The sequence below is a fragment of the Mesorhizobium sp. CNPSo 4684 genome (assembly GCF_057784315.1).
In genome coordinates this window covers 1-19,703 of sequence record NZ_JBWLUX010000045.1, presented here as the reverse complement: position 1 = coordinate 19,703, position 19,703 = coordinate 1, and the positions used below count along the sequence as shown (strand labels likewise).

Annotated in this window: 20 protein-coding genes and 1 pseudogene; 8 read left to right on the top strand and 13 right to left on the bottom strand. The window is 62.6% G+C overall.

The window, feature by feature from the left end; genetic code table 11:
* Positions 1 to 22: 22 nt before the first annotated feature.
* The 4 genes from AC04SG_RS29515 to AC04SG_RS29500 all read right to left on the bottom strand — a co-directional run bounded on the left by AC04SG_RS29515 (position 23) and on the right by AC04SG_RS29500 (position 4,669).
* Positions 23 to 823: an ABC transporter permease gene (locus AC04SG_RS29515; RefSeq protein ID WP_488553913.1), complete on the bottom strand. Its 801-nt coding sequence runs from the start codon at positions 821 to 823 to the stop codon at positions 23 to 25.
* Positions 816 to 1,736: an ABC transporter permease gene (locus AC04SG_RS29510; RefSeq protein ID WP_112559356.1), complete on the bottom strand. Its 921-nt coding sequence runs from the start codon at positions 1,734 to 1,736 to the stop codon at positions 816 to 818. The genes AC04SG_RS29515 and AC04SG_RS29510 overlap by 8 nt, the downstream gene beginning before the upstream one ends.
* A gap of 2 nt (positions 1,737 to 1,738) precedes the next feature.
* Entirely contained in the window at positions 1,739 to 2,839 is a 1,101-nt protein-coding gene (locus tag AC04SG_RS29505) for an ABC transporter ATP-binding protein (protein WP_488553929.1), read from the bottom strand.
* A 156-nt stretch (positions 2,840 to 2,995) separates the two neighbouring features.
* Positions 2,996 to 4,669 (bottom strand): amidohydrolase, encoded by a 1,674-nt coding sequence (locus AC04SG_RS29500; RefSeq protein WP_488553912.1) that lies wholly within the window; start codon positions 4,667 to 4,669, stop codon positions 2,996 to 2,998.
* A 250-nt stretch (positions 4,670 to 4,919) separates the two neighbouring features.
* Here AC04SG_RS29500 and AC04SG_RS29495 point away from each other — a divergent pair, with 250 nt between their 5' ends.
* From AC04SG_RS29495 to AC04SG_RS29485, 3 genes are all read left to right on the top strand, one after another.
* On the top strand, positions 4,920 to 5,573 hold the full coding sequence (locus tag AC04SG_RS29495) for a TetR/AcrR family transcriptional regulator (protein ID WP_192254608.1): 654 nt from the start codon (positions 4,920 to 4,922) through the stop codon (positions 5,571 to 5,573).
* 23 nt (positions 5,574 to 5,596) lie between these two features.
* Positions 5,597 to 6,628, top strand: a complete 1,032-nt coding sequence (locus AC04SG_RS29490; protein WP_488553911.1) for a histone deacetylase family protein — start codon at positions 5,597 to 5,599, stop codon at positions 6,626 to 6,628.
* A 276-nt stretch (positions 6,629 to 6,904) separates the two neighbouring features.
* Complete coding sequence (locus tag AC04SG_RS29485; protein WP_488553910.1) at positions 6,905 to 7,417, top strand: DEAD/DEAH box helicase family protein; 513 nt, start codon at positions 6,905 to 6,907, stop codon at positions 7,415 to 7,417.
* Positions 7,418 to 7,538: 121 nt separating this feature from the next.
* Here AC04SG_RS29485 and AC04SG_RS29480 read toward each other — a convergent pair whose 3' ends face one another.
* The gene (locus AC04SG_RS29480) at positions 7,539 to 8,732 is read right to left on the bottom strand and encodes a TMEM43 family protein (RefSeq protein WP_488553909.1); all 1,194 of its coding nucleotides are present in this window, start codon (positions 8,730 to 8,732) and stop codon (positions 7,539 to 7,541) included.
* A 63-nt stretch (positions 8,733 to 8,795) separates the two neighbouring features.
* On the bottom strand, positions 8,796 to 9,056 hold the full coding sequence (locus AC04SG_RS29475) for a hypothetical protein (RefSeq protein ID WP_488553908.1): 261 nt from the start codon (positions 9,054 to 9,056) through the stop codon (positions 8,796 to 8,798).
* A gap of 511 nt (positions 9,057 to 9,567) precedes the next feature.
* On the opposite strand from AC04SG_RS29475, the gene AC04SG_RS29470 reads away from it, so the two are divergent.
* The 3 genes from AC04SG_RS29470 to AC04SG_RS29460 are packed head-to-tail and all read left to right on the top strand — an operon-like array spanning position 9,568 to position 11,478.
* On the top strand, positions 9,568 to 10,278 hold the full coding sequence (locus tag AC04SG_RS29470) for a helix-turn-helix transcriptional regulator (RefSeq protein ID WP_488553907.1): 711 nt from the start codon (positions 9,568 to 9,570) through the stop codon (positions 10,276 to 10,278).
* Complete coding sequence (locus tag AC04SG_RS29465; RefSeq protein WP_488553906.1) at positions 10,275 to 11,036, top strand: helix-turn-helix transcriptional regulator; 762 nt, start codon at positions 10,275 to 10,277, stop codon at positions 11,034 to 11,036. The genes AC04SG_RS29470 and AC04SG_RS29465 overlap by 4 nt, the downstream gene beginning before the upstream one ends.
* A gap of 37 nt (positions 11,037 to 11,073) precedes the next feature.
* Complete coding sequence (locus tag AC04SG_RS29460; RefSeq protein WP_488553905.1) at positions 11,074 to 11,478, top strand: hypothetical protein; 405 nt, start codon at positions 11,074 to 11,076, stop codon at positions 11,476 to 11,478.
* 139 nt (positions 11,479 to 11,617) lie between these two features.
* Here AC04SG_RS29460 and AC04SG_RS29455 read toward each other — a convergent pair whose 3' ends face one another.
* From AC04SG_RS29455 to motA, 6 genes are all read right to left on the bottom strand, one after another.
* Positions 11,618 to 12,052 (bottom strand): hypothetical protein, encoded by a 435-nt coding sequence (locus tag AC04SG_RS29455; protein ID WP_488553904.1) that lies wholly within the window; start codon positions 12,050 to 12,052, stop codon positions 11,618 to 11,620.
* Positions 12,049 to 13,131: a flagellar biosynthesis protein FlhB gene (flhB, locus tag AC04SG_RS29450; RefSeq protein WP_488553903.1), complete on the bottom strand. Its 1,083-nt coding sequence runs from the start codon at positions 13,129 to 13,131 to the stop codon at positions 12,049 to 12,051. The genes AC04SG_RS29455 and flhB overlap by 4 nt, the downstream gene beginning before the upstream one ends.
* 106 nt (positions 13,132 to 13,237) lie before the next feature.
* Entirely contained in the window at positions 13,238 to 14,254 is a 1,017-nt protein-coding gene (locus AC04SG_RS29445; RefSeq protein WP_488553902.1) for a flagellar motor switch protein FliG, read from the bottom strand.
* Between the two features lie 109 nt (positions 14,255 to 14,363).
* Positions 14,364 to 14,753, bottom strand: a complete 390-nt coding sequence (fliN, locus tag AC04SG_RS29440; RefSeq protein WP_192254410.1) for a flagellar motor switch protein FliN — start codon at positions 14,751 to 14,753, stop codon at positions 14,364 to 14,366.
* A 33-nt stretch (positions 14,754 to 14,786) separates the two neighbouring features.
* Positions 14,787 to 15,719 (bottom strand): FliM/FliN family flagellar motor switch protein, encoded by a 933-nt coding sequence (locus tag AC04SG_RS29435; RefSeq protein ID WP_488553901.1) that lies wholly within the window; start codon positions 15,717 to 15,719, stop codon positions 14,787 to 14,789.
* 35 nt (positions 15,720 to 15,754) lie between these two features.
* Positions 15,755 to 16,630 (bottom strand): flagellar motor stator protein MotA, encoded by an 876-nt coding sequence (motA, locus tag AC04SG_RS29430; RefSeq protein ID WP_112559342.1) that lies wholly within the window; start codon positions 16,628 to 16,630, stop codon positions 15,755 to 15,757.
* Positions 16,631 to 16,773: 143 nt separating this feature from the next.
* Between motA and AC04SG_RS29425 the strand changes: the two genes are divergently transcribed.
* Both AC04SG_RS29425 and flgF read left to right on the top strand, forming a co-directional pair.
* Positions 16,774 to 18,585 (top strand): DUF1217 domain-containing protein, encoded by a 1,812-nt coding sequence (locus AC04SG_RS29425; RefSeq protein WP_488553900.1) that lies wholly within the window; start codon positions 16,774 to 16,776, stop codon positions 18,583 to 18,585.
* Between the two features lie 7 nt (positions 18,586 to 18,592).
* Positions 18,593 to 19,318 (top strand): flagellar basal-body rod protein FlgF, encoded by a 726-nt coding sequence (gene flgF, locus AC04SG_RS29420; protein ID WP_112559340.1) that lies wholly within the window; start codon positions 18,593 to 18,595, stop codon positions 19,316 to 19,318.
* 18 nt (positions 19,319 to 19,336) lie between these two features.
* On the opposite strand, the pseudogene AC04SG_RS29415 reads toward flgF, so the two are convergent.
* A pseudogene (locus AC04SG_RS29415) lies at positions 19,337 to 19,703 on the bottom strand (hypothetical protein); the annotation flags it as partial.

Sequence of the window (19,703 nt, the reverse complement as noted above, 5' to 3'; positions counted from 1 at the left end):
TTTAACTCCCATTATTGTCGGTTCAGTCTCGTTTCCTGCTGACGAAGAAAAACAACGTGACGATCGCGACCGAAAGCAGCAGGAAGGCGGTCGATATCGCGTTGATCTCAGGCGTGATGCCGCGGCGGATCTGGCCGAGCATGTAGGTCGGCAGCGTGTCCTGGCCGCCCGATTTGACGAACTCGGTGATGACGACGTCATCGAGCGAGATGACGAACGCCAGCATCAATCCGGCCAGGATGCCGGGCCACAAAAGCGGCAGCGTGATGCGGCGGAAGGTCTTCCATGGCGTCGCGTAGAGATCGGCTGCGGCGCGCTCCAGCGTCAGGTCCATGTTCTCCAGCCGCGCCCGGATCGGCAGGTAGGCGAACGGAATGCAGAACGCCGTATGCGCGGCGATCAGATAGCCGAGGCCGGAATAGCCGGTGAAGATTTTTATGCGCGAGAAGAAGATCAGCAGCGCCACGCCGGTGACGATCTCGGGCACCATCAGCGGCTGGTTGATCGCCGCATATTTGAAGGTGAGGCCCGGATAGGGCGCCGTGCGCGTGGTGGCGAGCGCGGCCATGGTGGCAAAGATCGTCGACAGCACCGCCGCGACGGCGCCGATCTGGAACGAGCGCAGCGTCGCGTCGATGACTTGCACGTTCTGCCACGCCGACTGGAACCAGCGCATCGACAAGCCGCCCCATTCGGACGTCGAGTTCGCGGCATTGAAGGCGTAGGCGACCAGCACGATGATCGGCAGATAGAGCACGACGAAACAGGTCGCGGCGATCGCCGTGAAGCCCGGCTGGTGCTTGATCGAAAAGTTGCTAACCATGCCGCACCCCCGACTTGCCGGCGTTGCGCACATAGGCAAGCAGCGCCACCATGACGATGATCATCACCGTGATCGACAGCGCCGAGCCGAGCGGCCAGTTGCGGCCCTGCCCGAACTGCAATTCGATCAGGTTGGACAGCATCATGTTCTTGCCGCCGCCAAGCACGCTGGGCGTCACATAGGCGCCGAGGGCCGGGATGAAGACCAGGATGGAGCCGGCGATGACGCCGGGTTTGACCAGCGGAAAGATGATCTTGCGCAGCACCTTGAAGCGTGTCGCGTAGAGATCGTAGCCCGCCTCGACCAGCCGGAAATCGAGCTTCTCCATGCTGGCATAGATCGGCAGCACCATCAGCGGCAGGTAGACATAGGCCATGCCGATCAGGATCGCGGTGTCGGTGTAGAGTATCTGCACCGGCGCCGAGACGATGCCGAGCTTGATGAGGATGGTGTTGATGATGCCTTCGTTGCGGATGATCTGCAGCACGGCAAAGGTGCGGATCAGAAGGTTGGTCCAGAACGGAATGGTGATCAGGAACAGCCAGAGATCCCTGGTCTTCTCGCTGCGCGTCGCCATGAAATAGGCGGTGGGAAACCCGAGCGCCAAAGTGGCAATGGTCGTCACCACCGCGAGCTTGATCGAGCGCCAGAAAATGGTGACATGCGCCGCCGCAAGCGAAAGCGTATCGTCGAAGATGTCGCGTTCCATGAACACCGACAGCCAGGCATCGGGCGAAAACTGCCACTTCACGTCGCCATAGGGGCCGGGCGTCAGGAACGAGTAGATCAGCACGATCAGCAACGGGCCGGTCGCGGCGAGGAAAATCACGAGCAATGCCGGCGCTGACAGCAGCCAGCGGTCGCGCACGTCACGCCGCTCCGCTGCCTTGGCGACTTCTTCCGCGGTCGCCATGATCAGTCCTTCAGCACTTGCGCGGCGTCGCTGCCGATCATAATGCCGATCTGGCCGCCTTGCACGATGCCGTCGCCGGCGCCGCGGCTGTTCTGGCGCCGCACGATGAACGGTTCGCCACCGGCAAGGCGCAGATGGAAGTGCGTGTCGGTGCCGAGATAGACGATGTTCTCGACGGTACCTGACAGCGAAGCGCTCGGGCTCGCCGCGCCCAGCTGCGCATGTTCGGGACGCACGACGATGGTGACCTTGCCGCTGGGGCTGAAACCGTCCGGCAGCGAGGCCGGGATTTCCGTTCCCGACGACAGCTTCACCGTCGCCCGGCCGCTGGACACGCCCACCACATCCGCCTTGAGGAAGTTCGATTCGCCGATGAAGTCGGCGACGAAGCGCTCGGCCGGCCGGTCGTAGATATCGCGCGGCGAGCCGACCTGCAGGATCTTGCCCGACGACATCACCGCGATGCGGTCCGACATGGTCAGCGCTTCTTCCTGGTCATGGGTGACGAAGATGAAGGTGATGCCGGTCTCGTGCTGCAGCCGCTTCAACTCGATCTGCATCTCCTTGCGCAGCTTGTAGTCGAGCGCCGACAGCGGCTCGTCGAGCAACAGCACCTTGGGCTGTGGCGCCAGCGCCCGGGCGAGCGCCACGCGTTGTTGCTGGCCGCCGGAAATCTGGCTGGTGCGGCGACCCGCCAGCGCCTCCATCTTGACCAGCTTGAGCATCTCGGCGACGCGCGCCTTGATCTCGGCCTTCGGCTTGCCCAGCATTTCCAGGCCAAAGCCGATATTGTCGGCGACGGTCATGTGCGGGAACAGCGCGTAGGACTGGAAGACGGTGTTGACCGGCCGCTTGAACGGCGGCAGCGGCGCAATGTCCTGGCCGTAAAGCAGGATTTCGCCGGCGGTCGGAAAGTCGAAGCCGGCAATCAGCCGCAGCAGCGTGGTCTTGCCGCAACCTGATGGGCCCAGCAGCGTGAAGAACTCGTTCTCGCGGATAGATACCGAGACCGCGTCGAGGGCAGCGACCTGCCCCTCCCCTGATCCGAAAATTTTACTGACGTTTACGACTTCAATTGCATTCCGATCCGGTTTTTCCGGCACGATACGCCTCACTGTTGACCCCGCTCTTGTTGGCGGAGTTTTTCCCCTGTTCGATGTGACCACACGGCCGGTAGGTTGGCAAGTCCGGCATTGAATCACAGTTCAGTCAGTCGATTCGTCTTGCAAGCCGCAAGCTTTGCAAGCCGCATGCCATTGTCAGGCCTGGTAGGTGACCTCGCCGCCGCAGACCGTCGTCACCGGCCGCACCTTGTGCAATTCGGTCGGCGCCGTCTTCTCGATATCAGCCGACAAAACCACTAGATCCGCCAAATAGCCCGGTTTCAGCACGCCTTTGCGATGCTCGGCGAATTCGGCATAGGCGCCTTCGACCGTGTAGGCGGCGAGCGCCTCCTGCAGCGAAAAACTCGGGTCCGGATCGCCTTTTGCCCATGGTTTGCGCAGCAATGCCGCCTGAATGCTCAGGATCGGGTCGATCGCCGCCACCGGCCAGTCCGAGGCGAACACGACATGGGCGCCGGCTTCCTTCAAGGTGCGCCAGGCATAGCTCAGCGGCCAGCGGTCCCGTCCGATGCGCGACACGGTCGGCTCCAGCGGAAAATCCATGGCCCCGGGCGGATGCGGCGGCTGCATCGACGCGATGACGCCGAGTTCGGCGAAACGCGGCACATCGGCGGCGGTGGTGACCTCGATGTGCTCGACCCTGTGTCGGCTGTCGCGCCTGCCATTGGCCTTCTGCGCCGCCTCATAGCCGTTGAGGACAGCGCGCACGGCGCCATCACCGATCGAGTGCACGGCGATCTGCAGCCCGCGTTTGTCGATGGCGGTGGCGAGATCGATGAATTGCTGCGGCGTGAACAACGGCTCGCCGACCCAGTCGGGACGGTCGGCATAGGGCTCGACCATAACCGCCGTCCAGGAATCGAGCACGCCATCGTAAAACACCTTGACCATGCCCGATGACAGCCACTCGCTGTCGTAGCGCTCGGCCATGACAGAAGCCTTCTCCAGCATGTCGAGCGTCATGAAATTCTTGTAGTGGAACGGGATCTTGACGCGGCAGGGCAAGCCTTCCTCGGCCTCGATCTCGGAAAGCAGTTCGAGCTGGTAGAGATTGCCATCCATGTTCTGGATCGAGGTGATGCCGCGGCGCGCGCACCAGGCAAGCCCGCGCCGCATGATGTCGCGGTCGGCGGCCCGCTCGGCGGCCGACGGCATCGGGTCGGGCTCACCACCGGTCGACAGCCCCAGCCGCACCCGGCTTTCGCCGGCAAGGTCGAGCACCGGACCGAAGGCCTCGCCCTCGCGCAATTCGCCGGCGGCCAGGCCATCCTCGCCCATGACGATCTCGTTGCCCGGACCGAGCGTGCGCCCCTCCAGAATGCCGGCCATCTCCAATGCTTTGGTATTGGCCCACATCGTGTGGTGGTCGGGCGCCGCCATGCAGAAAGGGCGATCCGGCAGGATGGCGTCGAGATGGTGGCGCGTCACCCGCTCTTCGCCGAGCACGGTGTAGTCGACGCCCTGCCCGACCAGCATCTTCGCCTCGGGCCGTGTCGACGCATAATCGCGGATCGCCTTCTGCAGTGCCTCGAAGCCGTGGATGCCGCCAAGCTGAAGATGTGCGAGTTCGGCCCCGCCCGAGAACAGATGCATGTGGGCTTCGATGAAGCCCGGGATCACCGAGCCGCCCTTGGCGTCGATGGTCTTTGTGGCTGGTCCCTTGAGCTCTTCGATGGCGGCGCGGCTGCCAATGGCGACGATGGCGCCGTCCTTGATCGCAATGGCCTCGGCGGCGGGATTGTCCTCGTCCATGGTCTGCACGCGACCATTGATGACGATCAGATCAGCACCCGCACCCGTGACAGACATCGCGACTCCGCGCTTTTGACGACTGACTGAGACCGACAACCCTCTTGTCCGAAAAGCTGCCACTCCGCTGGAGCGGCGCTATCGGACGAAACCTGATGCCAGTGCGCTGTTTGAAATTCCCCTTGTGATCTCTGAAAACAGCGTGGATAAAAGAATGCGACTAATTATTCGCGTTTGTCAACGTGCCGAATTTCGAATGTATTTTGGACAGCATCCGGCGCTTGGGACGGGGGAACGAGGGCATCGGGACGTGAAGCGCAATCTCAGCCGCGAAACCAGGATGGCGCTCGAACCGCGCAAGCAGCCGCGACAAGAGCGGTCGAGCAAGGTGGTCGACCGGATTCTCGACGCGGCTTTGATCTTGACGCGGGAGCAAGGGACCAAGACCCCCACGACGCTCGCCATTGCGCGGCGCGCGGGCCTGTCGGTCGGGTCGCTCTACCAGTACTTTCCCAACAAGGAGGCCATTCTTCTCGACCTCGCCCGGCGCTGGCTGTCATCCTTTCCCGAGGTAATCGCCAGGCGCATCAAGGTCGCGCCGCCCACCAACCGCGACGAGTTTCGCCAGGAAGTGCGCAAGCTCTTCATCGATACCTCCAGGATATATCTCGAAAACGCCAACCTGATGCCGGTGATCGAGGCCATCTCCGGCAATGCCGACCTCAGGCCGATCCAGGACGAATATGACGAGCAGATCATCGCGCTCTACGCCGCGTGGCTGCAGCATGTGAACCCGGCCCTTGAAGACAAGATCGCCAGCCGGCTCGGCGTGCTGATGATGGATGTCGGGCACGCCTGCCGGCTTGTGGGGCTGAAACGAGACCGCAAGACATACGACCTCATCGAGGACGATGTGGAAAGAATGTGGCTCGCTCTGGTGACCCCCTACCTCGACCTTGACTGATTTCACACTTCGAGAGGAATTTCATGAAGACTGTCTATTCGCCGCTCCACGCCGGCCATGCCGGCCAGATGGAACTGGTCACATCAGCCATCGTTCCAGGTTTCGAAAAACCGTCGCGGGCCGAATTCATCAAGGCGCGGGTCGAGAGCGAGAAGCTTGGGCCGATCATCGCACCGGTCGAGCATGATCTTGCCGCCGCCAAACGCATCCACCGGTCGGACTATATCGACTTCCTGCCCACCGTCTGGCCGGAGTGGAAGGCTGCGGGCTTCGAGGGCACGGCGATGCCCTTCACCTGGCCGACGCGCGGCTTGCGCGGCGACGTGCCACCCAAGCGCGTCGACGCCTTGCTCGGCTATTATTCGTTCGACGCCGGCGCCACCTTCGTCGAAGGCACATGGACCGCGATCAAATCGTCCTATGACGTGGCGCTGACAGCAGCCGCTTTGGTCAAGGGCGGCGAGCGGTCGGCCTTCGCGCTCTGCCGTCCGCCCGGCCATCACGCCGGCGCTGCCTTCATGGGCGGCTACTGCTTCATCAACAATGCCGCCGTCGCTGCCCAGTGGTTCCGCGACCAGGGCGCAAAACGCGTCTCGATCCTCGACGTCGACTATCACCATGGCAATGGCACCCAGGAAATCTTCTACGAGCGCGCCGACGTGCAGGTGCTCAATCTGCACGGCGATCCGATGGTCGAGTATCCCTTCTTCCTCGGCCATGCCGATGAGCGCGGCACGGGCGCCGGCGAAGGTTTCAACATCAACTATCCCATGCCGTTCGGCACCAACTGGGACGCCTGGAACGCCTCGCTCGAAGACGCCTGCGCCAAGCTCGCCGCTTACGCGCCCGATATCGTCATCGTCTCGCTCGGCGTCGACACATTCGAGAAGGACCCGATCAGCCAGTTCAAGCTGAAGAGCCCGGACTATCCGAAGATCGGCCACCGCGTCGCCAAGCTCGGCCTGCCGACCCTGTTCGTCATGGAAGGCGGTTACGCCGTCGAGGAGATCGGCATCAACGCCGTCGGCGTGCTGACCGGCTTCGAGGATCGGTAGGAAACATATGGGGCGGTTTGCAGGCACCCCCTCGTTCGACAAGCGGCACGCCTCGCGGCTTGTTGGCGGTGTCGGCATTCGAAGTTCGTTAGGCCATACCATACGGCTCGTGCTTAGCCCGAATCAGGATCCGGCGCGAGATAGAAGCCGCCAGTCTACAAACGACCTCATTTCGGACCCTCGCCGCTAACCCGCAAAGTCCCGGAAGCTGGTTGGTAAAGCGTCCCCACAAACGGCCCCTTCTCACCGAATTGAAAAGCTGTGGTAAACGCGGCTATGGGCATCAAGAACTATCTGATCGAAGGCGGTTCCGGCACCGGAAAAACGTCTGTCGCTACCGAGCTAGAACGGCGTGGTTACCACGTCATCCATGGGGACCGGGTCTTGGCCTATGTCGGCGACCCCGAGACAGGCCAGGCACTGGCCGGACCACCAGAAGGCGTCGCGGACCGCATCGCTTGGAGTCACGCGCACTGGATTTGGCCTGTCGACAAGGTTCGATCCTTCGTCGCCGACACCACCCACCCAGTTACCTTCTTCTGCGGTGGCTCCCGCAATTTCCATAAATTCGTGGGCCTGTTCGACAAGGTTTTCGTGCTCGACATAGATGTCCAGACGTTGAACCGACGATTGGATGGGCGGCCAAATGAGCCGGGCTTCGAGCCAGACGAGCGCGCGTTGGTGCTCCGCTACCATAGTACCCGCGAATACCTACCCGCCGGGATCATTGTCGACACGGCCAGCACCGTTTCGAGCGTCGTCGACGATATCCTTGCTCAACTGACTTGAAGCCTTGAAATGTTGCTAATGGGATGGAACGCACTCGAATATTGGGGAGTGGCCTCCGGCGCAAAAGCGGCCAGTCCAGAAACCACCAATCTCGGTCATTTCCGATCTGTCGGTCCACGACCTAGGCCGGTGCGCCGGTGCTTGGCGCGACCACTGGAACGGCCGGCTTTCGCGAACGGCCGATATAGTAGACGGCCGCCGCCGCGATCACGCCTGCCGCCAGAATCGCGACCGCCAGCAGCGGCCGGTACCAGAACCAGGCAATCGCGATCGTCGTCGTCCCGACCAGGATCGCCAGGACGAAGGCGATGATGCCGGTGCCCATCCGCGCCATGCTGCCGAGGAAGGGAATGACGTCGAGGATCACGCCGATCGGACTGAGGAACAGCGCAAAGCCGATGGTCAGCAACAGCAGGCCGGCGCCGCGCAGCAGCCAGGTGATCAGCGTGTTGGCGCTGACAGCGTCGGCGAACATCTTTTCGGCCGGCACATCGCCGGTATCGACCATCAGCAACGCATCGCCCGCTTGCGTCTGGTATGGCTCGAATCGGCTGCCGGCCTGGCGCGCGACGATGCTGACCACGCCGAGCGGCGCCAGCTCGTAGCCGATGCGATAGTCGCCCAAAGCGGGCGTCGTGTTGCCATTGCCGAGATAGATCTTGCCATCGACGACGCTGAGCGGTTTCGTCCCGGTATAGGCAGCCTTTATCGCCGCCGACTGATCGGTCGACAGCGAATAGTCCTTGTCGCCCTCGATGCGATCGAGCACGGGCGTATCGAGATCAAACGCGATCAGCTTGCCTTCAGGAATCTGGAAAGTGCGGCTGTGGATCGCCATCGGCGGATTCTGATGGCCGTCCGGTTTCTTGAAATCCGACGAGTCGATCTGGCTGTCGTCCCAAACCTTGGAATAACTGTACGTCGTCACCGTCTCTTCGCCGCCGCCGAGCTTCTTCGTCGTTTCCGACCTGGACTCTTCCTTCCACTGATACATCTCGACGCTGCGCGACAGCCGCAGCCCTTGCGCGGCAATGCCGAAATCCGGATCCGACAAGCCGCTATCGGCCGTTACCGGTCCGCTGACATGCACCAGCTTGCCATCATTGCCGGCATCGACGCTGTCGGCGCCGACCGAAACCACCGCGCCCGACCCTTCAGCCAGCGAGCGCGCCGTCTGCACGGCGCGGCCCTCGTTCCAGAACAGCCCGATCACCATCAGCACGATCAGGATGAGGCCGAAGATGACCCCGCCGACCGCACGCTTGATCCGCCCGAACCACGAGACGGATGTGACTTCCCGAAATGAATCGCTCATCGTTTCCCCCAAACAAAGTTACCTCAAGATTTCAACGCGGCCGGCGGCCGCGCGTCGAACTGATTAGTCTGCGTGGATCTGTGCGCCGCAATCCCTGTCACCGGCGCAGGCGTGCACCGCTCGCGTCGTGCCGCCATTGCCCACCCGCCATGGCGATGCGGACAGAGGCGCTTGCCTCTTGTTGCCGAGAAGATCAAGTGCCCGCATTGCGGTCCGCTCCTCCGTTGTCGAGCACATAGGTGACGATCGGTCAGCCTTGGCGGGACCGACCACCCCGGCAAAAACCGCAAGCACCACCGTGAACGCCAGGAAAACCTGCTTCATCATTACCCCCGATGCTGATGGCAGCGAAGCAAGCGCCGCCAAATCGCCTTTAACGACCGAAGGGATGCCCACTCCTGCCGGTCGCCCAGAACCTATCGGAATCGATCGGCCCTCGATACGGCAGTGTCGCAACACCTCTGGCTTTTTCGTGTCGGCGTTTCAGGTCGCACGAGGCAGCAAAAGACCTCGCAGTCCGCCTGCGAGTCGCCTGAGTCCAAAAAAAACGTTTTTGTCAAATCGCGTTTGATGTCGGATTCATCTGCGGGTAGATTAGACCCGAATCAGCCGGTCCTTGGGGGGCGCCGCGACCACCCAAAGTCTCAAGTTCCGGCCTCTGACCGGCACCAGACGCGGACGGCTTCGCGTTCCCTGAATGGATTCGGCGATCTGCGCAACCCTGCGCCGTGTGCGTGCTTCGTAAACGTGATGCGTGTTCAAGTTCGGCCGCTGGTGACCCCAGCATCCGGGCTCAAGAAAAGATTCCGGCCATGACATACAACCAAAGCATCCAATGAGCAGTTCCGCCGCGCTTCTGCAATCCGACACATCAGGTTCGCGCCTCGCGTCCCGCGGCGATCTCACCTCCTTTTTCATGCAGCTTGCCGCCGAGATCGGCGCCGACAGCTACATGCTCGTCGCCATCGTCCACGACCAGGACCGCAACGACGCCCGCATCGTGTCTTCCAACTGGATCTTCGACGCCATCGAACTGATCGGCAAGCGGCTGATCGCCGGCCTCGCCCAGGGGCCGCTGACCGTAGCACCGGGCATCCGCCCGAAGCCGTTGGTGGCCGCCGAAGCGCCCGACGCCGGCGGGCTGCTCACCGGCGAGGAAGCACGCCTGCTAGACGTGCTTGGCCATGCGGAAGTCTATTCGCTGCGGCTCAATGTCGGCCGCCAGCGGCTGTTCGCCTTGTTCTCGGCGGCCGAGGCCGGCAAAATCGACCAGCCGGCGCTGATGAAGGCGCAGCTGAAGTGCTGCTATGCGCTGTCCACCATTCCGCAATTGGTCGCCGCCGCCGCCATGCAGGACCCGCTGTCCGACCGCGAGCGCGAATGCCTGTTCTGGGTGTCGGAAGGCAAAACCACCGATGAGGTCGCGGTGATCCTCGGGGTCTCCTCGAACACCGTCAACAGCTACATCACTCACGCCATCCAGAAATTCGCGGCCTCGAACCGCGCGATGGCCATCGCCACGGCGATCAGGAGCGGCATCATTTGAAACACGCTGACATCAAGGCGGCGGCCGAAGCCCTTTTCAACGAACAGCGCAATCCATTCGGCATCGGTTCCGAAACGCATCATGCCGTCACCATCCCCGACGCGGTGCGCCGCTGCCGCTGGATCGCCGTCGACATCAACGCGTCGGCCTTCGGCCTCTATTTCGTCAGCCCTTCGCCGGAGCGGGCGCGTCTGGTGCCGAGCTTCGATTCCGACTATCCGGCCACCGCTGTCGCGACCAAGTTCATCGCCGGCGCCAATGGCGAAGAGATGGTGCGCCACAGCGGCACCTCCACGGCGCCGCGCTGGTGGGCCGATGACGGCATCGCCGGCTCGGACGCCGTGTTCCAGAACCTCGCCTGGGCAGAGCGCACAGCCCCCCTGGCGCCGGGCACCAACGGCATTGCCTTTCCCGTCCATGCCGATCGCGGCCATTGCGGGCTGGTGGTGTTCCTCGGCTCGACGATCGCTCTGCCGGAGGACATGCTCTACGAAATCCACGCCCGCTGTTTCTCGCTGTTCGCCGCCGTCGCCCGCATTCGTCCGAGCGATGCCAGCCGGATGCGCTCGATCTCCAAGCGCGAGCTGGAGTGCCTGAAGCTGACCGCCAACGGCAACACCAGCGAGGAGATCGCCAGGCTGTTGAAGCTGTCGGTCCACACCGCCAACCAGTATCTCACCCAGTCCACCCAGAAGCTCAATGCGGTCAACCGCAACCAGGCGGTGGCTAAGGCGCTGCGGCTGGGCCTGATCGAGTGATGCATGTCGCCCAAAAGCGGTTTTTGGGAGAGCAACGTTGAGCAATGACAAACAGGTCACGGGGAACATCGGGGTCTACTACGTAGCGTGGCAGCTGTCGCGGATCGGCTGGAATGTCATGCTTACGGTTCGGAACGCAAAAGGCGCCGATATGTTCGCAGTGTCGGAAGACGAGAACATCCAGCATCCGATTCAGGTTAAGGCTCATGCCGTAAAACCACAGGACACGTTCCTTGGCCTTCAGCCTGAGAAGCACGTCACCCGATGGTGGATGTTTGTCGCGTTTGCGCGTAGCGCCGAACCGGTGTGTTATGTCATGTCGCTGGACGAGGTTCGTGCCCGCATGGGCCGCGATCCGGGCACCCGATCAGGCAAAACCGAACTTGAGCGGTTGTTCTGGCTTGATCGTCGCTACTACACCCCGGATCAGACCGCGAGATGATCGAGGCCCGCAACGCTTGGCACCGTCTCGGACCGGCTAGGACGACTATAGCGCAGATTTAGTTCTCCACGGTTCTCGAACTGTCGGTCGCGAACTGTACCTGCCATACCCTGCGGGTACCATTCATCAGACTTTACCGCTAAAATGCCAGCGGCTCGGTTCTCCGGATGCGCGCCTCTTCGATCACCGTTTCCAGCAAGGCGGTGTTGTGCTCGGGGTCTTCGCCGGGCTTCTCGAACGACACATAGTTGACGGCGACCGAAGACCTCTCTTCGCTCAGCGTCAGCTGGAAATAGACGGTCACGCCCGGCGGCCTGAGCTCGAGATCGAGCACGATGCGCGGGCTGCCGCTCCAGTCGACATGCGCCTCACCGCCATGGCCGAGGCGCAGCGTACCGGGCAGGAAATAAAGCTCCACCGCCGAATCCACGAGATCCGACAGGCAAGCGAAATGCTCGAGCCGGATGAAGGCGATGTAGTCGGCGACATCGATCAGGCGCAACTCGTCCACCACCTGCTCGATAGCCTTGGCGACGATGAGTTCGCGGGATTTCGCGTGCGGTTGGCGGTTCATGAAATTTGTCTCCGCTCAGCCTTTTTCGAGTAGACGATCCGCACCAGTTCGGCGACGGCCTGGTAGAATTGCGACGGGATCACGCTATCAACCGAAACTTGCTTGTACATGGAGCGGGCGAGCGCCACGTCCTCGAAGATCGGGATGTTGTGCTCCTTGGCGATCTCGCGAATCTTGAGCGCCACCAAGTCCTGGCCCTTGGCCAGCACCACGGGCGCCGAATCTTCTTCGCGGACATATCTGAGCGCGATGGAAAAGTGCGTCGGATTGGCGATGATCAGCGTCGCGCGCGGTACCGCCGTCATCATCCGCTTGCGCGCCCGGTCGCGCGCCAGCGAGCGCAGCCGCGACTTGATGATCGGGTCGCCCTCGGACTGCTTGAACTCGTCCTTGACCTCCTGCTTGGTCATGCGCAGATCCTGCTTCCAGTGGAAGCGCGACCAGACCACGTCGACAGCCGCGATCAGTCCCATGACGAAGACGATCGCCACCAATGTGTCGACGGTGATGCTTTTAATGACGAGGCCGAAAGCGACGGGGTTGGTGATCATGCCGGCCAGGAGCTGGCGGTAGTCCTGCGATAGCGTGAAGTAGAGCACGATACTGGCGAAGCCGAGCTTGCCCAGCGATTTCAAAAATTCGACCCAGCCCTGAATACCGAACGTCCTGGTCCAGCCCTTGGCTATCGAGATGCGTGATAGCTGCGGCCGGATCCGCTCGCCGACGAATTGCGGCATGTTCTGCAGCACCGAGGCGCCGATGCCGGCCACCACCAGCAGCACCAGCAGGCTGACAACGGCACAGCCGATCTCCATCATCACGGTCTTGTAGAGCGCGATGACGTCGGTCTCGGTTTCCATCGGCCACGCCTCTGGTTTCTCCAGGAACATGGACAGGAACATGCCGAGATCGACGACGGCGTCCTTGGCGTAGAAGACGGTGAACACCAATATGGCGATGAAGGATGCCAGGAGTGCGGCTTCCCGCGAATGGGGCAGCTTGCCCTGTTGGATGGTGTCGCGGATCTTCTTTTCCGTCGCGTCTTCGGTTTTGGAGTCTTTTTCCGCCGCTTCAGCCATTTGGTGTCAGCCGCCTTGAGCAATTCCAGGAAAAGTGTGAGCGGTTTTCCCGGGAAAAGCGTAGCGCGCTTTCCCTAGGGAATTGCGTGAAAAAAGAGACAGAGCGTTAAGCCGCTTCGCTCTGCTGCGACGAGGGCAGTTCGAAAGCCCCCTCGCGCGAAAGCCGGATTGTCGCCACTGCAATGTTCTTGCGCGCCGCCATGATGTCGGCAAGCTGGATGCCTTCCGAGCCCTGTCCGAGTTCCGACTCGATCATGCGCCGCGACCGGGCGCCGATTGCCGACAGCACCGACTCCGTCAATGCGGGCGGCGCGCCGCGCAGCGCCAGCGTGATCAGTTCGGTCGACAGCCCGTCGAACAGAAGCACCCTCGCCTTCTGCGTCAGCAGCGGCAGATCGTCGAAGGCAAACAGCCTGGAGCGGACGCCGCCGAGGTCCGGCGTGCCGGCCTCTTCCAGATCCTGCATGACCTCTTCCAGCTGCGGCTTGTCCATTTCGTTGAGCACACTGGCAACGCGCGCCTGTCCCGCCGAGATGTCCTTGGTCGCGGTCTGCGCCAGCACGCTGGCGCGCAGCTGGTTCTCGATGATCCTGGTGGCCGCGTCGGGAATGGTCGCCGTCGTCACCATGCGCTTGATGATCTCGCTGCGCATCGGCTTTTCCATGGTCAGCAGGATGTTGGCGGCAGCCTGCGGCGCAAGCTTCGACAGCACCATCGCCGCCGTCTGCGGATGCTCAGTGGCAAGGAATGTGCCGAGCCGCGTCGGTTCGAGCTTTTCCAGCTCCGGCCAGATCGGCGGCGGTCCTTCCGGCGCGACCTCGAAGCGCTTGTCGCCCATGATGGCGCTCATCTCTTCGGGCGACAGCGATTCATTGAGGATGGTGTCCATCCGGTCGGCGGAATCGAGCAGGCCGGCGCCCTCGGTGAATTCGGCCTCGAATTCGGCGACGATGCGTTCGAGATCGCTCTGCGGAATGGTGCGCAACAGACGCGCCCCTTCGATCAGCGCCTTCAGCTCTTCCTGCTTGAAGAACTTCAAAAGCCGGCTGGCCGACGGCTTGCCCATCGCCACCAGGATGGCGGCGGCCTTTTGCGGGCGCGTGAGCGTCACCGGCGTCGTCATGGCGTATGCTCCGATCGCTGCTGAGACCGCATGTCGTCTATTCCCTTTGAAGCAATTCCAGGAAAAGTGTGTGCGGTTTTCCGCCCGGAATTGCGTAAAAACAAATACTCTATGCGCTCTTGCTGGCAGCGATGATTTCGGTCAGCCTGATGCCGAAGCGCGACGGATCGCTTTCCAGCACGGTGATCTCGCCACGCGCGATCTTGCGGCCGTTGACCACCACATCGACGGGTTCGCCGATGCGCCGGTTCAGCGCCACCGTCGAGCCCTTCTGCAGCGCCATCAGGTCCGATACCGGCATTTCCGTGCTGCCGAGGATGATCTGCACATCGACCGGAATGCTCATGATGATGTTCGAATTGCTGCCGGACATCGCGGCCCGCAAGGCGGCGTCGGGGCGCTTTTCCTCCTCCTGGAGGACGCCGCGCAATTCCTCGATGGCGCGGTCGAGCTGTTCGTCCGGCTGGTCGATATTGGCTTCCACCTTGGTCTTGGCCATACGTCGTCTCCAAATGCTTGGGTTTGCCCGGCGTCAGCCCGGCATGAGCCCATCGATAAAATCCTGACCGGCATCGTAAGGATGCCTGATCCGGACGGTGTAATTCTGCCCGAGTTTGCCGAACTCGCACACAAACAGCGTCTTGTCGCGCGCGCTTAGCTTTGCGTGCGACTGCGCCGTTTCCTCGAATTCGATGACCTGGCCCGGCTCGAAGCCGGCGAGATCGCCGAGCGTCAGGCGTGCCAACGGCATGGTCGCTTCGAGTCTCACCGTCGAGCGCATCACCTCTTCCGAAAAGCGTGCCCGCCAGTCGGAGGTCGTGCCTTCGCTGTCATGGACATCGGCGATGCCGCGGGTCGCCAGCAGGATGCGCTGCGGGATCATCACCGTGACCGTACCGCTGTCGGTCGGCGTCGAGATGCCGAAGACGATGCGCACCGCCGCGCCATCGCGCAGCACACGGCGCTTGGCTTCGCTGCCCGAAAGCGCCCGCGGCACCGGCAGTCGCAGTTCGAGCGAACGCCGCCCGGACCCGTTCAGCGCCTGCGCAACCTCCTGGAACACCGTGGTCGCCACATCGGTTTCGATCTGCGACAGAGCGCGCTCGATCGGCGAAACCGGCTGATCCGGATCACCGCCAAACAGCGCGCAGACCATCACCGCGATGGCCGGCGCATCGGCCACCAGGGTCATCGCATCCGAGGATGTCGGCGATGCTATGATGGTCATGGCAAAGGCATCGCCGGCATGCGTGCGGGCATCGGGAACACGGCTGATCTCGACTGCGCGCAGGTCGACGGTTACCGGAGCGCCGAGCTCGCCAGCCAGGCTCTTCTGCAACAGCGGCACCGCGCGCTCACCCATCGAGCGCCCGGTGCCGATGACATGAGCGGCCTCACCGCTGTCACCGACCAGGCGCTCGATGATCAGCGAGCGGGCTTGCGAGGGGCTGCCAGGACTTGTCATGACGGCGCGCGGTCCTGTCTGTCGTCATGCATGGCTCAGGCCGCTTTCTTCTCGGCGGAGGCTGTGTTCATCGTGCTCTGCTCGACGGCGTCGATCGTCGGCCGCTCATAGGACGAGATGGTCTTGCGGCCGAACTCGATCGCCACCTGCGGCAAGGCACCGTTCATGTAGGCGAGCAGCGTCTGCTTGACGATGATGTAGAGGCGGTTCTTCTTCTCGCGCACGGTCTTGATCTTGGTAGCGACCGGCCCGACCACGGCGTAGGACAGGAAGATGCCGAGAAAGGTTCCGACAAGGGCGGCGCCGATCAGGCCGCCAAGGATTTCCGGCGACTGGTCGAGCGCGCCCATCGCCTTGACGACGCCGAGCACGGCGGCGACGATGCCGAGCGCCGGCAGACCGTCGCCCACCGCCACCAGCGCGTGATAGGCCTTCATCTTGTCGGACTTGATGGTCTGGATTTCCTCGTCCATCAGCGCCTCGATCTCATGCGAGCGCGCATTGCCGATTATGATGATGCGGCAATAGTCGCAGATGAAATGCGTCAGGTCGTGATTCTTGAGCACGGTCGGGAACGCCTGGAAGATCGCTGACTCCTCCGGATTGTCGATATGCGCCTCGACCTCACTGCGGGATTTCGAGCGCAGTTCGCGCATCAGGCTGTGCAGGACGCCCAGCGTCTCCAGATAGTCGCGCTCCTTCGGCACCGCCTGCTTGAAGGCTTCGAGAATGCCCTTGCCGGTGTCCTTGACCGTCTTCATCGGGTTGGCGACGAGGAAGGTGCCGAGCGCGGCGCCGCAGATGACCACCGCTTCCCAGGGCTGCATCAGCACATGCAGATGGCCGCCCATGGCCATGAAGCCGCCGAGAACACAGCCGAGCGTCACCACAAGTCCGATCAGAATGCCCACGCCAGATCCTTCCGCATCACGTCAGACCTGACCGATAGCCCCCGTGCCTTGTGTGAGGCTTGAATCACGCATGGCGAACCGATTCAGCCTCGCGCAAGCAAGTCCGCATACTCTGGCTCTGAAGCTGCGACCGGAGGCATGTCGTGTTGAGCACTTTTACCAGCTACCAGCTCATCGCCAGGGATATTCCCAAGGCGATCGACCGCATCGAGGCGGACCCGATCACCAAGCGTGACACCGACTACTATCTGGCCAACATCGGCAGCGTGAAATCGATCGACGATTTCGTCAAGAACACCCGTCTGTTCACCTATGCCATGAAGGCCTTTGGCCTTGGCGACATGGCCTACGCCAAGGCCTTCATGGTCAAAGCCCTGAAGGAAGGTGTCTCCGATCCCGATAGCTTCGCCAACAAACTGACCGACAAGCGCTACGCCGAGTTCGTCTCGGCCTTCAATTTCGCGGCGCTGGGCGAGAATGCCACGAGCTACAATCCGGCGCAGCAGGGTGTGACCAACAATTATAGCGTTCAGGTCTCGGCCGGCGTCGCTCAGAACGGCTTCAGCTACTACAAGGGCGAGACCTCGTACTATCTCTCCAACATCTCCAACGTTAAATCGATCGACGATTTGATGGGCGACGATCGCCTGCTTACCTATGCAATGGCTGCATTCGGCCTCGATGCCGACGCGGAGGCGCCTGCGACCGTCCGGGCGATGCTGGAAGGCGGCGTCACCGACCCGAACAGCCCCGCGAACACGTCGACCAACAAGGGCTACGCAGCTTTCGTCGCCGCCTTCGACTTCGCCCAGTATGGCGACCAGGCGACAGCACGCGACGCCGCCCAGCAGGCGGTTCCCAAAGCCGTCATGGCCGGAACCGGGCTGGTGCTGGTCAAGCCGACCGCGCAATACATCAAGGGCGAGGCCGACTACTACGCGGCCAACATCTCCAACGTGAAGTCGATCGAGGACCTCTTGAAGGACAAGCGCCTGCTGACCTTCGCCATGGCTGCCTATGGGCTGGACGCTTCGACCCAGACGGCCAGGCAGATCCGCACGATGGTCAACGGCGGCGTCACCGATCCGTTGAGTCCCGCCAACCTGTTGACCGACAAGAGCTACGCCAACTTCGTCAGCGCCTTTGATTTTGCCCAGTATGGCGATCAGACGACCACGCGCGACGCGGTGCTGAAGACCACGCCGAAGCTCTACACGACCGAGTCCAGTCTTGGCCTCATCAAGCCGAATGCGGACGCCGTCCAGGCCGAGACCAACTACTACCTCGCCAACATCACCAAGGTGAAATCGGTCGACGATCTGATGGCCGACAGCCGCCTCTACAATTATGCGCTGTCGGCCAGCGGGCTCGATCCGGCAACCACCAACAAGGATCTCATCCGCGACGTCCTGGAGGGCGGCGTGCGCGATCCCGCCAGCATCGCCAACAAGCTTTCCAACAAGGCCTATGCCAGGCTCGCCACCTCGCTCAATTTCGAGGCTTACGGGGAAGCCGCAACCACCCGCAGCGCGTCGCAGCAGCCGGTCGTCGATAAATACATGCGCCAGACGCTGGAAGAAGATGCCGGCAAGACCAATGAGGGCGTGCGGCTGGCGCTCTATTTCGAGCGCAAGGCGCCTACGATCACCAACTGGTACGACGTGCTGGCCGACACCGCACTGGCCAGCGTGGTACGCACCGCGATCGGCCTGCCCGATTCCTTCGCCACCGCCGATATCGACAAGCAGGCGCAGGCCTTCGAGGCAAAACTCGACCTCACCGACTTCACCGACCCGGCCAAGCTCGACAAATTCCTGACCCGCTTCACCAGCCTGTGGGAAATCAACCATCCGACTTCGACGGCCCAGACATCGATCGGAGTGCTGTTTGCCCAACCGACCACCGTCGGCATCTCGACCGATCTGATGATGGCCATGCAGAAACTGAAATTCTGAGAGCACCATGCAGGACAGTCTTTACGTCGCCCTTTCCTCGCAGATCGCGCTCGAGCGCCGTCTCGACACCATCGCCGACAATGTCGCCAACGCCTCGACCATCGGCTTTCGCGCCACCGGCGTGAAGTTCGAGGATGTCGTCTCCGGCAGCGGCCCCAAATCGGTGTCCTTCGCCTCCTCCGGCAAGACGTATTTGTCCGGCGCGCATGGCGCGATGACGCAGACCGGCAATCCGTTCGACTTCGCCGTCCAGGGCGATGCCTGGTTCGGCATCGACACCCCGGCCGGCACCGTGATGACGCGCGACGGACGTTTTTCGATGAACGAGAACGGCGAGTTGATGTCGCTCGAAGGCCATCCGGTGCTCGACGCCGGCGGTGCGCCGATCCAGCTCGACCCGCGCGACGGCCCACCCAAGGCGGGCGCCGACGGCTCGCTGCGCCAGGGCGACAAGCTCGTCGGCGCCATCGGCCTGTTCAATTTCGATCCCGGCCCGAATTTCGTGCGCTACGGCAATTCGGGCATCGTTCCCTCGCGCGCACCGGAGCCGGTCACCGACCGCTCCGATCTCGGTGTCGCGCAGGGCTTTGTCGAGGAATCCAACGTCAATCCGGTACTGGAGATGACGCGCTTGATCATGGTCCAGCGCGCCTTCGAGAACACGGCAGCATTGATGCGCCAGACCGATGCCTCGACCGACGACGCCATCAAGACGCTCGGCTCCAAGTCGTAGCGCATGTCGGGCTCACAATCATCTATACGTGCGCTTGAAAGGCAGCCCGAGGCAGCGCCTGAAAACCGACTGGCTGCGCTGGAGCGTATCTGGCGCCGGTTCGATGACACCGAGACACTGCTGCGGCGCGGCGGCCGCGTCGCCGAGGTTTCGCCGACGCACTACAAGGTGCGCGGCCTGTCCGAAGTCGCCAGGCTGGGCGACCTCGTCGAGCAGCGCGGCAACGCTGGCACGCGCCGCGGCGAGATCGTCAGGATCGGCCGCGACGAGGTCGCCCAGCCTGGCGACTTCGGACAGGCCGCGCACCTTGTAGTGCGTCGGCGAAACCTCGGCGACGCGGCCGCCGCGCCGCAGCAGTGTCTCGGTGTCATCGAACCGGCGCCAG

Bases quoted from the DNA above. Each gene is read 5' to 3' on its own strand.
- AC04SG_RS29500 (WP_488553912.1), bottom strand. From the start codon at position 4,669: ATGTCTGTCACGGGTGCGGGTGCTGATCTGATCGTCATCAATGGTCGC.
- AC04SG_RS29515 (WP_488553913.1), bottom strand. From the start codon at position 823: ATGGTTAGCAACTTTTCGATCAAGCACCAGCCGGGCTTCACGGCGATC.
- flhB (WP_488553903.1), bottom strand. From the start codon at position 13,131: ATGGCTGAAGCGGCGGAAAAAGACTCCAAAACCGAAGACGCGACGGAA.
- AC04SG_RS29445 (WP_488553902.1), bottom strand. From the start codon at position 14,254: ATGACGACGCCGGTGACGCTCACGCGCCCGCAAAAGGCCGCCGCCATC.
- AC04SG_RS29435 (WP_488553901.1), bottom strand. From the start codon at position 15,719: ATGACAAGTCCTGGCAGCCCCTCGCAAGCCCGCTCGCTGATCATCGAG.
- fliN (WP_192254410.1), bottom strand. From the start codon at position 14,753: ATGGCCAAGACCAAGGTGGAAGCCAATATCGACCAGCCGGACGAACAG.
- AC04SG_RS29475 (WP_488553908.1), bottom strand. From the start codon at position 9,056: ATGAAGCAGGTTTTCCTGGCGTTCACGGTGGTGCTTGCGGTTTTTGCC.
- AC04SG_RS29485 (WP_488553910.1), top strand. From the start codon at position 6,905: ATGGGCATCAAGAACTATCTGATCGAAGGCGGTTCCGGCACCGGAAAA.
- AC04SG_RS29480 (WP_488553909.1), bottom strand. From the start codon at position 8,732: ATGAGCGATTCATTTCGGGAAGTCACATCCGTCTCGTGGTTCGGGCGG.
- AC04SG_RS29470 (WP_488553907.1), top strand. From the start codon at position 9,568: ATGAGCAGTTCCGCCGCGCTTCTGCAATCCGACACATCAGGTTCGCGC.
- flgF (WP_112559340.1), top strand. From the start codon at position 18,593: ATGCAGGACAGTCTTTACGTCGCCCTTTCCTCGCAGATCGCGCTCGAG.
- AC04SG_RS29455 (WP_488553904.1), bottom strand. From the start codon at position 12,052: ATGAACCGCCAACCGCACGCGAAATCCCGCGAACTCATCGTCGCCAAG.
- AC04SG_RS29510 (WP_112559356.1), bottom strand. From the start codon at position 1,736: ATGGCGACCGCGGAAGAAGTCGCCAAGGCAGCGGAGCGGCGTGACGTG.
- AC04SG_RS29490 (WP_488553911.1), top strand. From the start codon at position 5,597: ATGAAGACTGTCTATTCGCCGCTCCACGCCGGCCATGCCGGCCAGATG.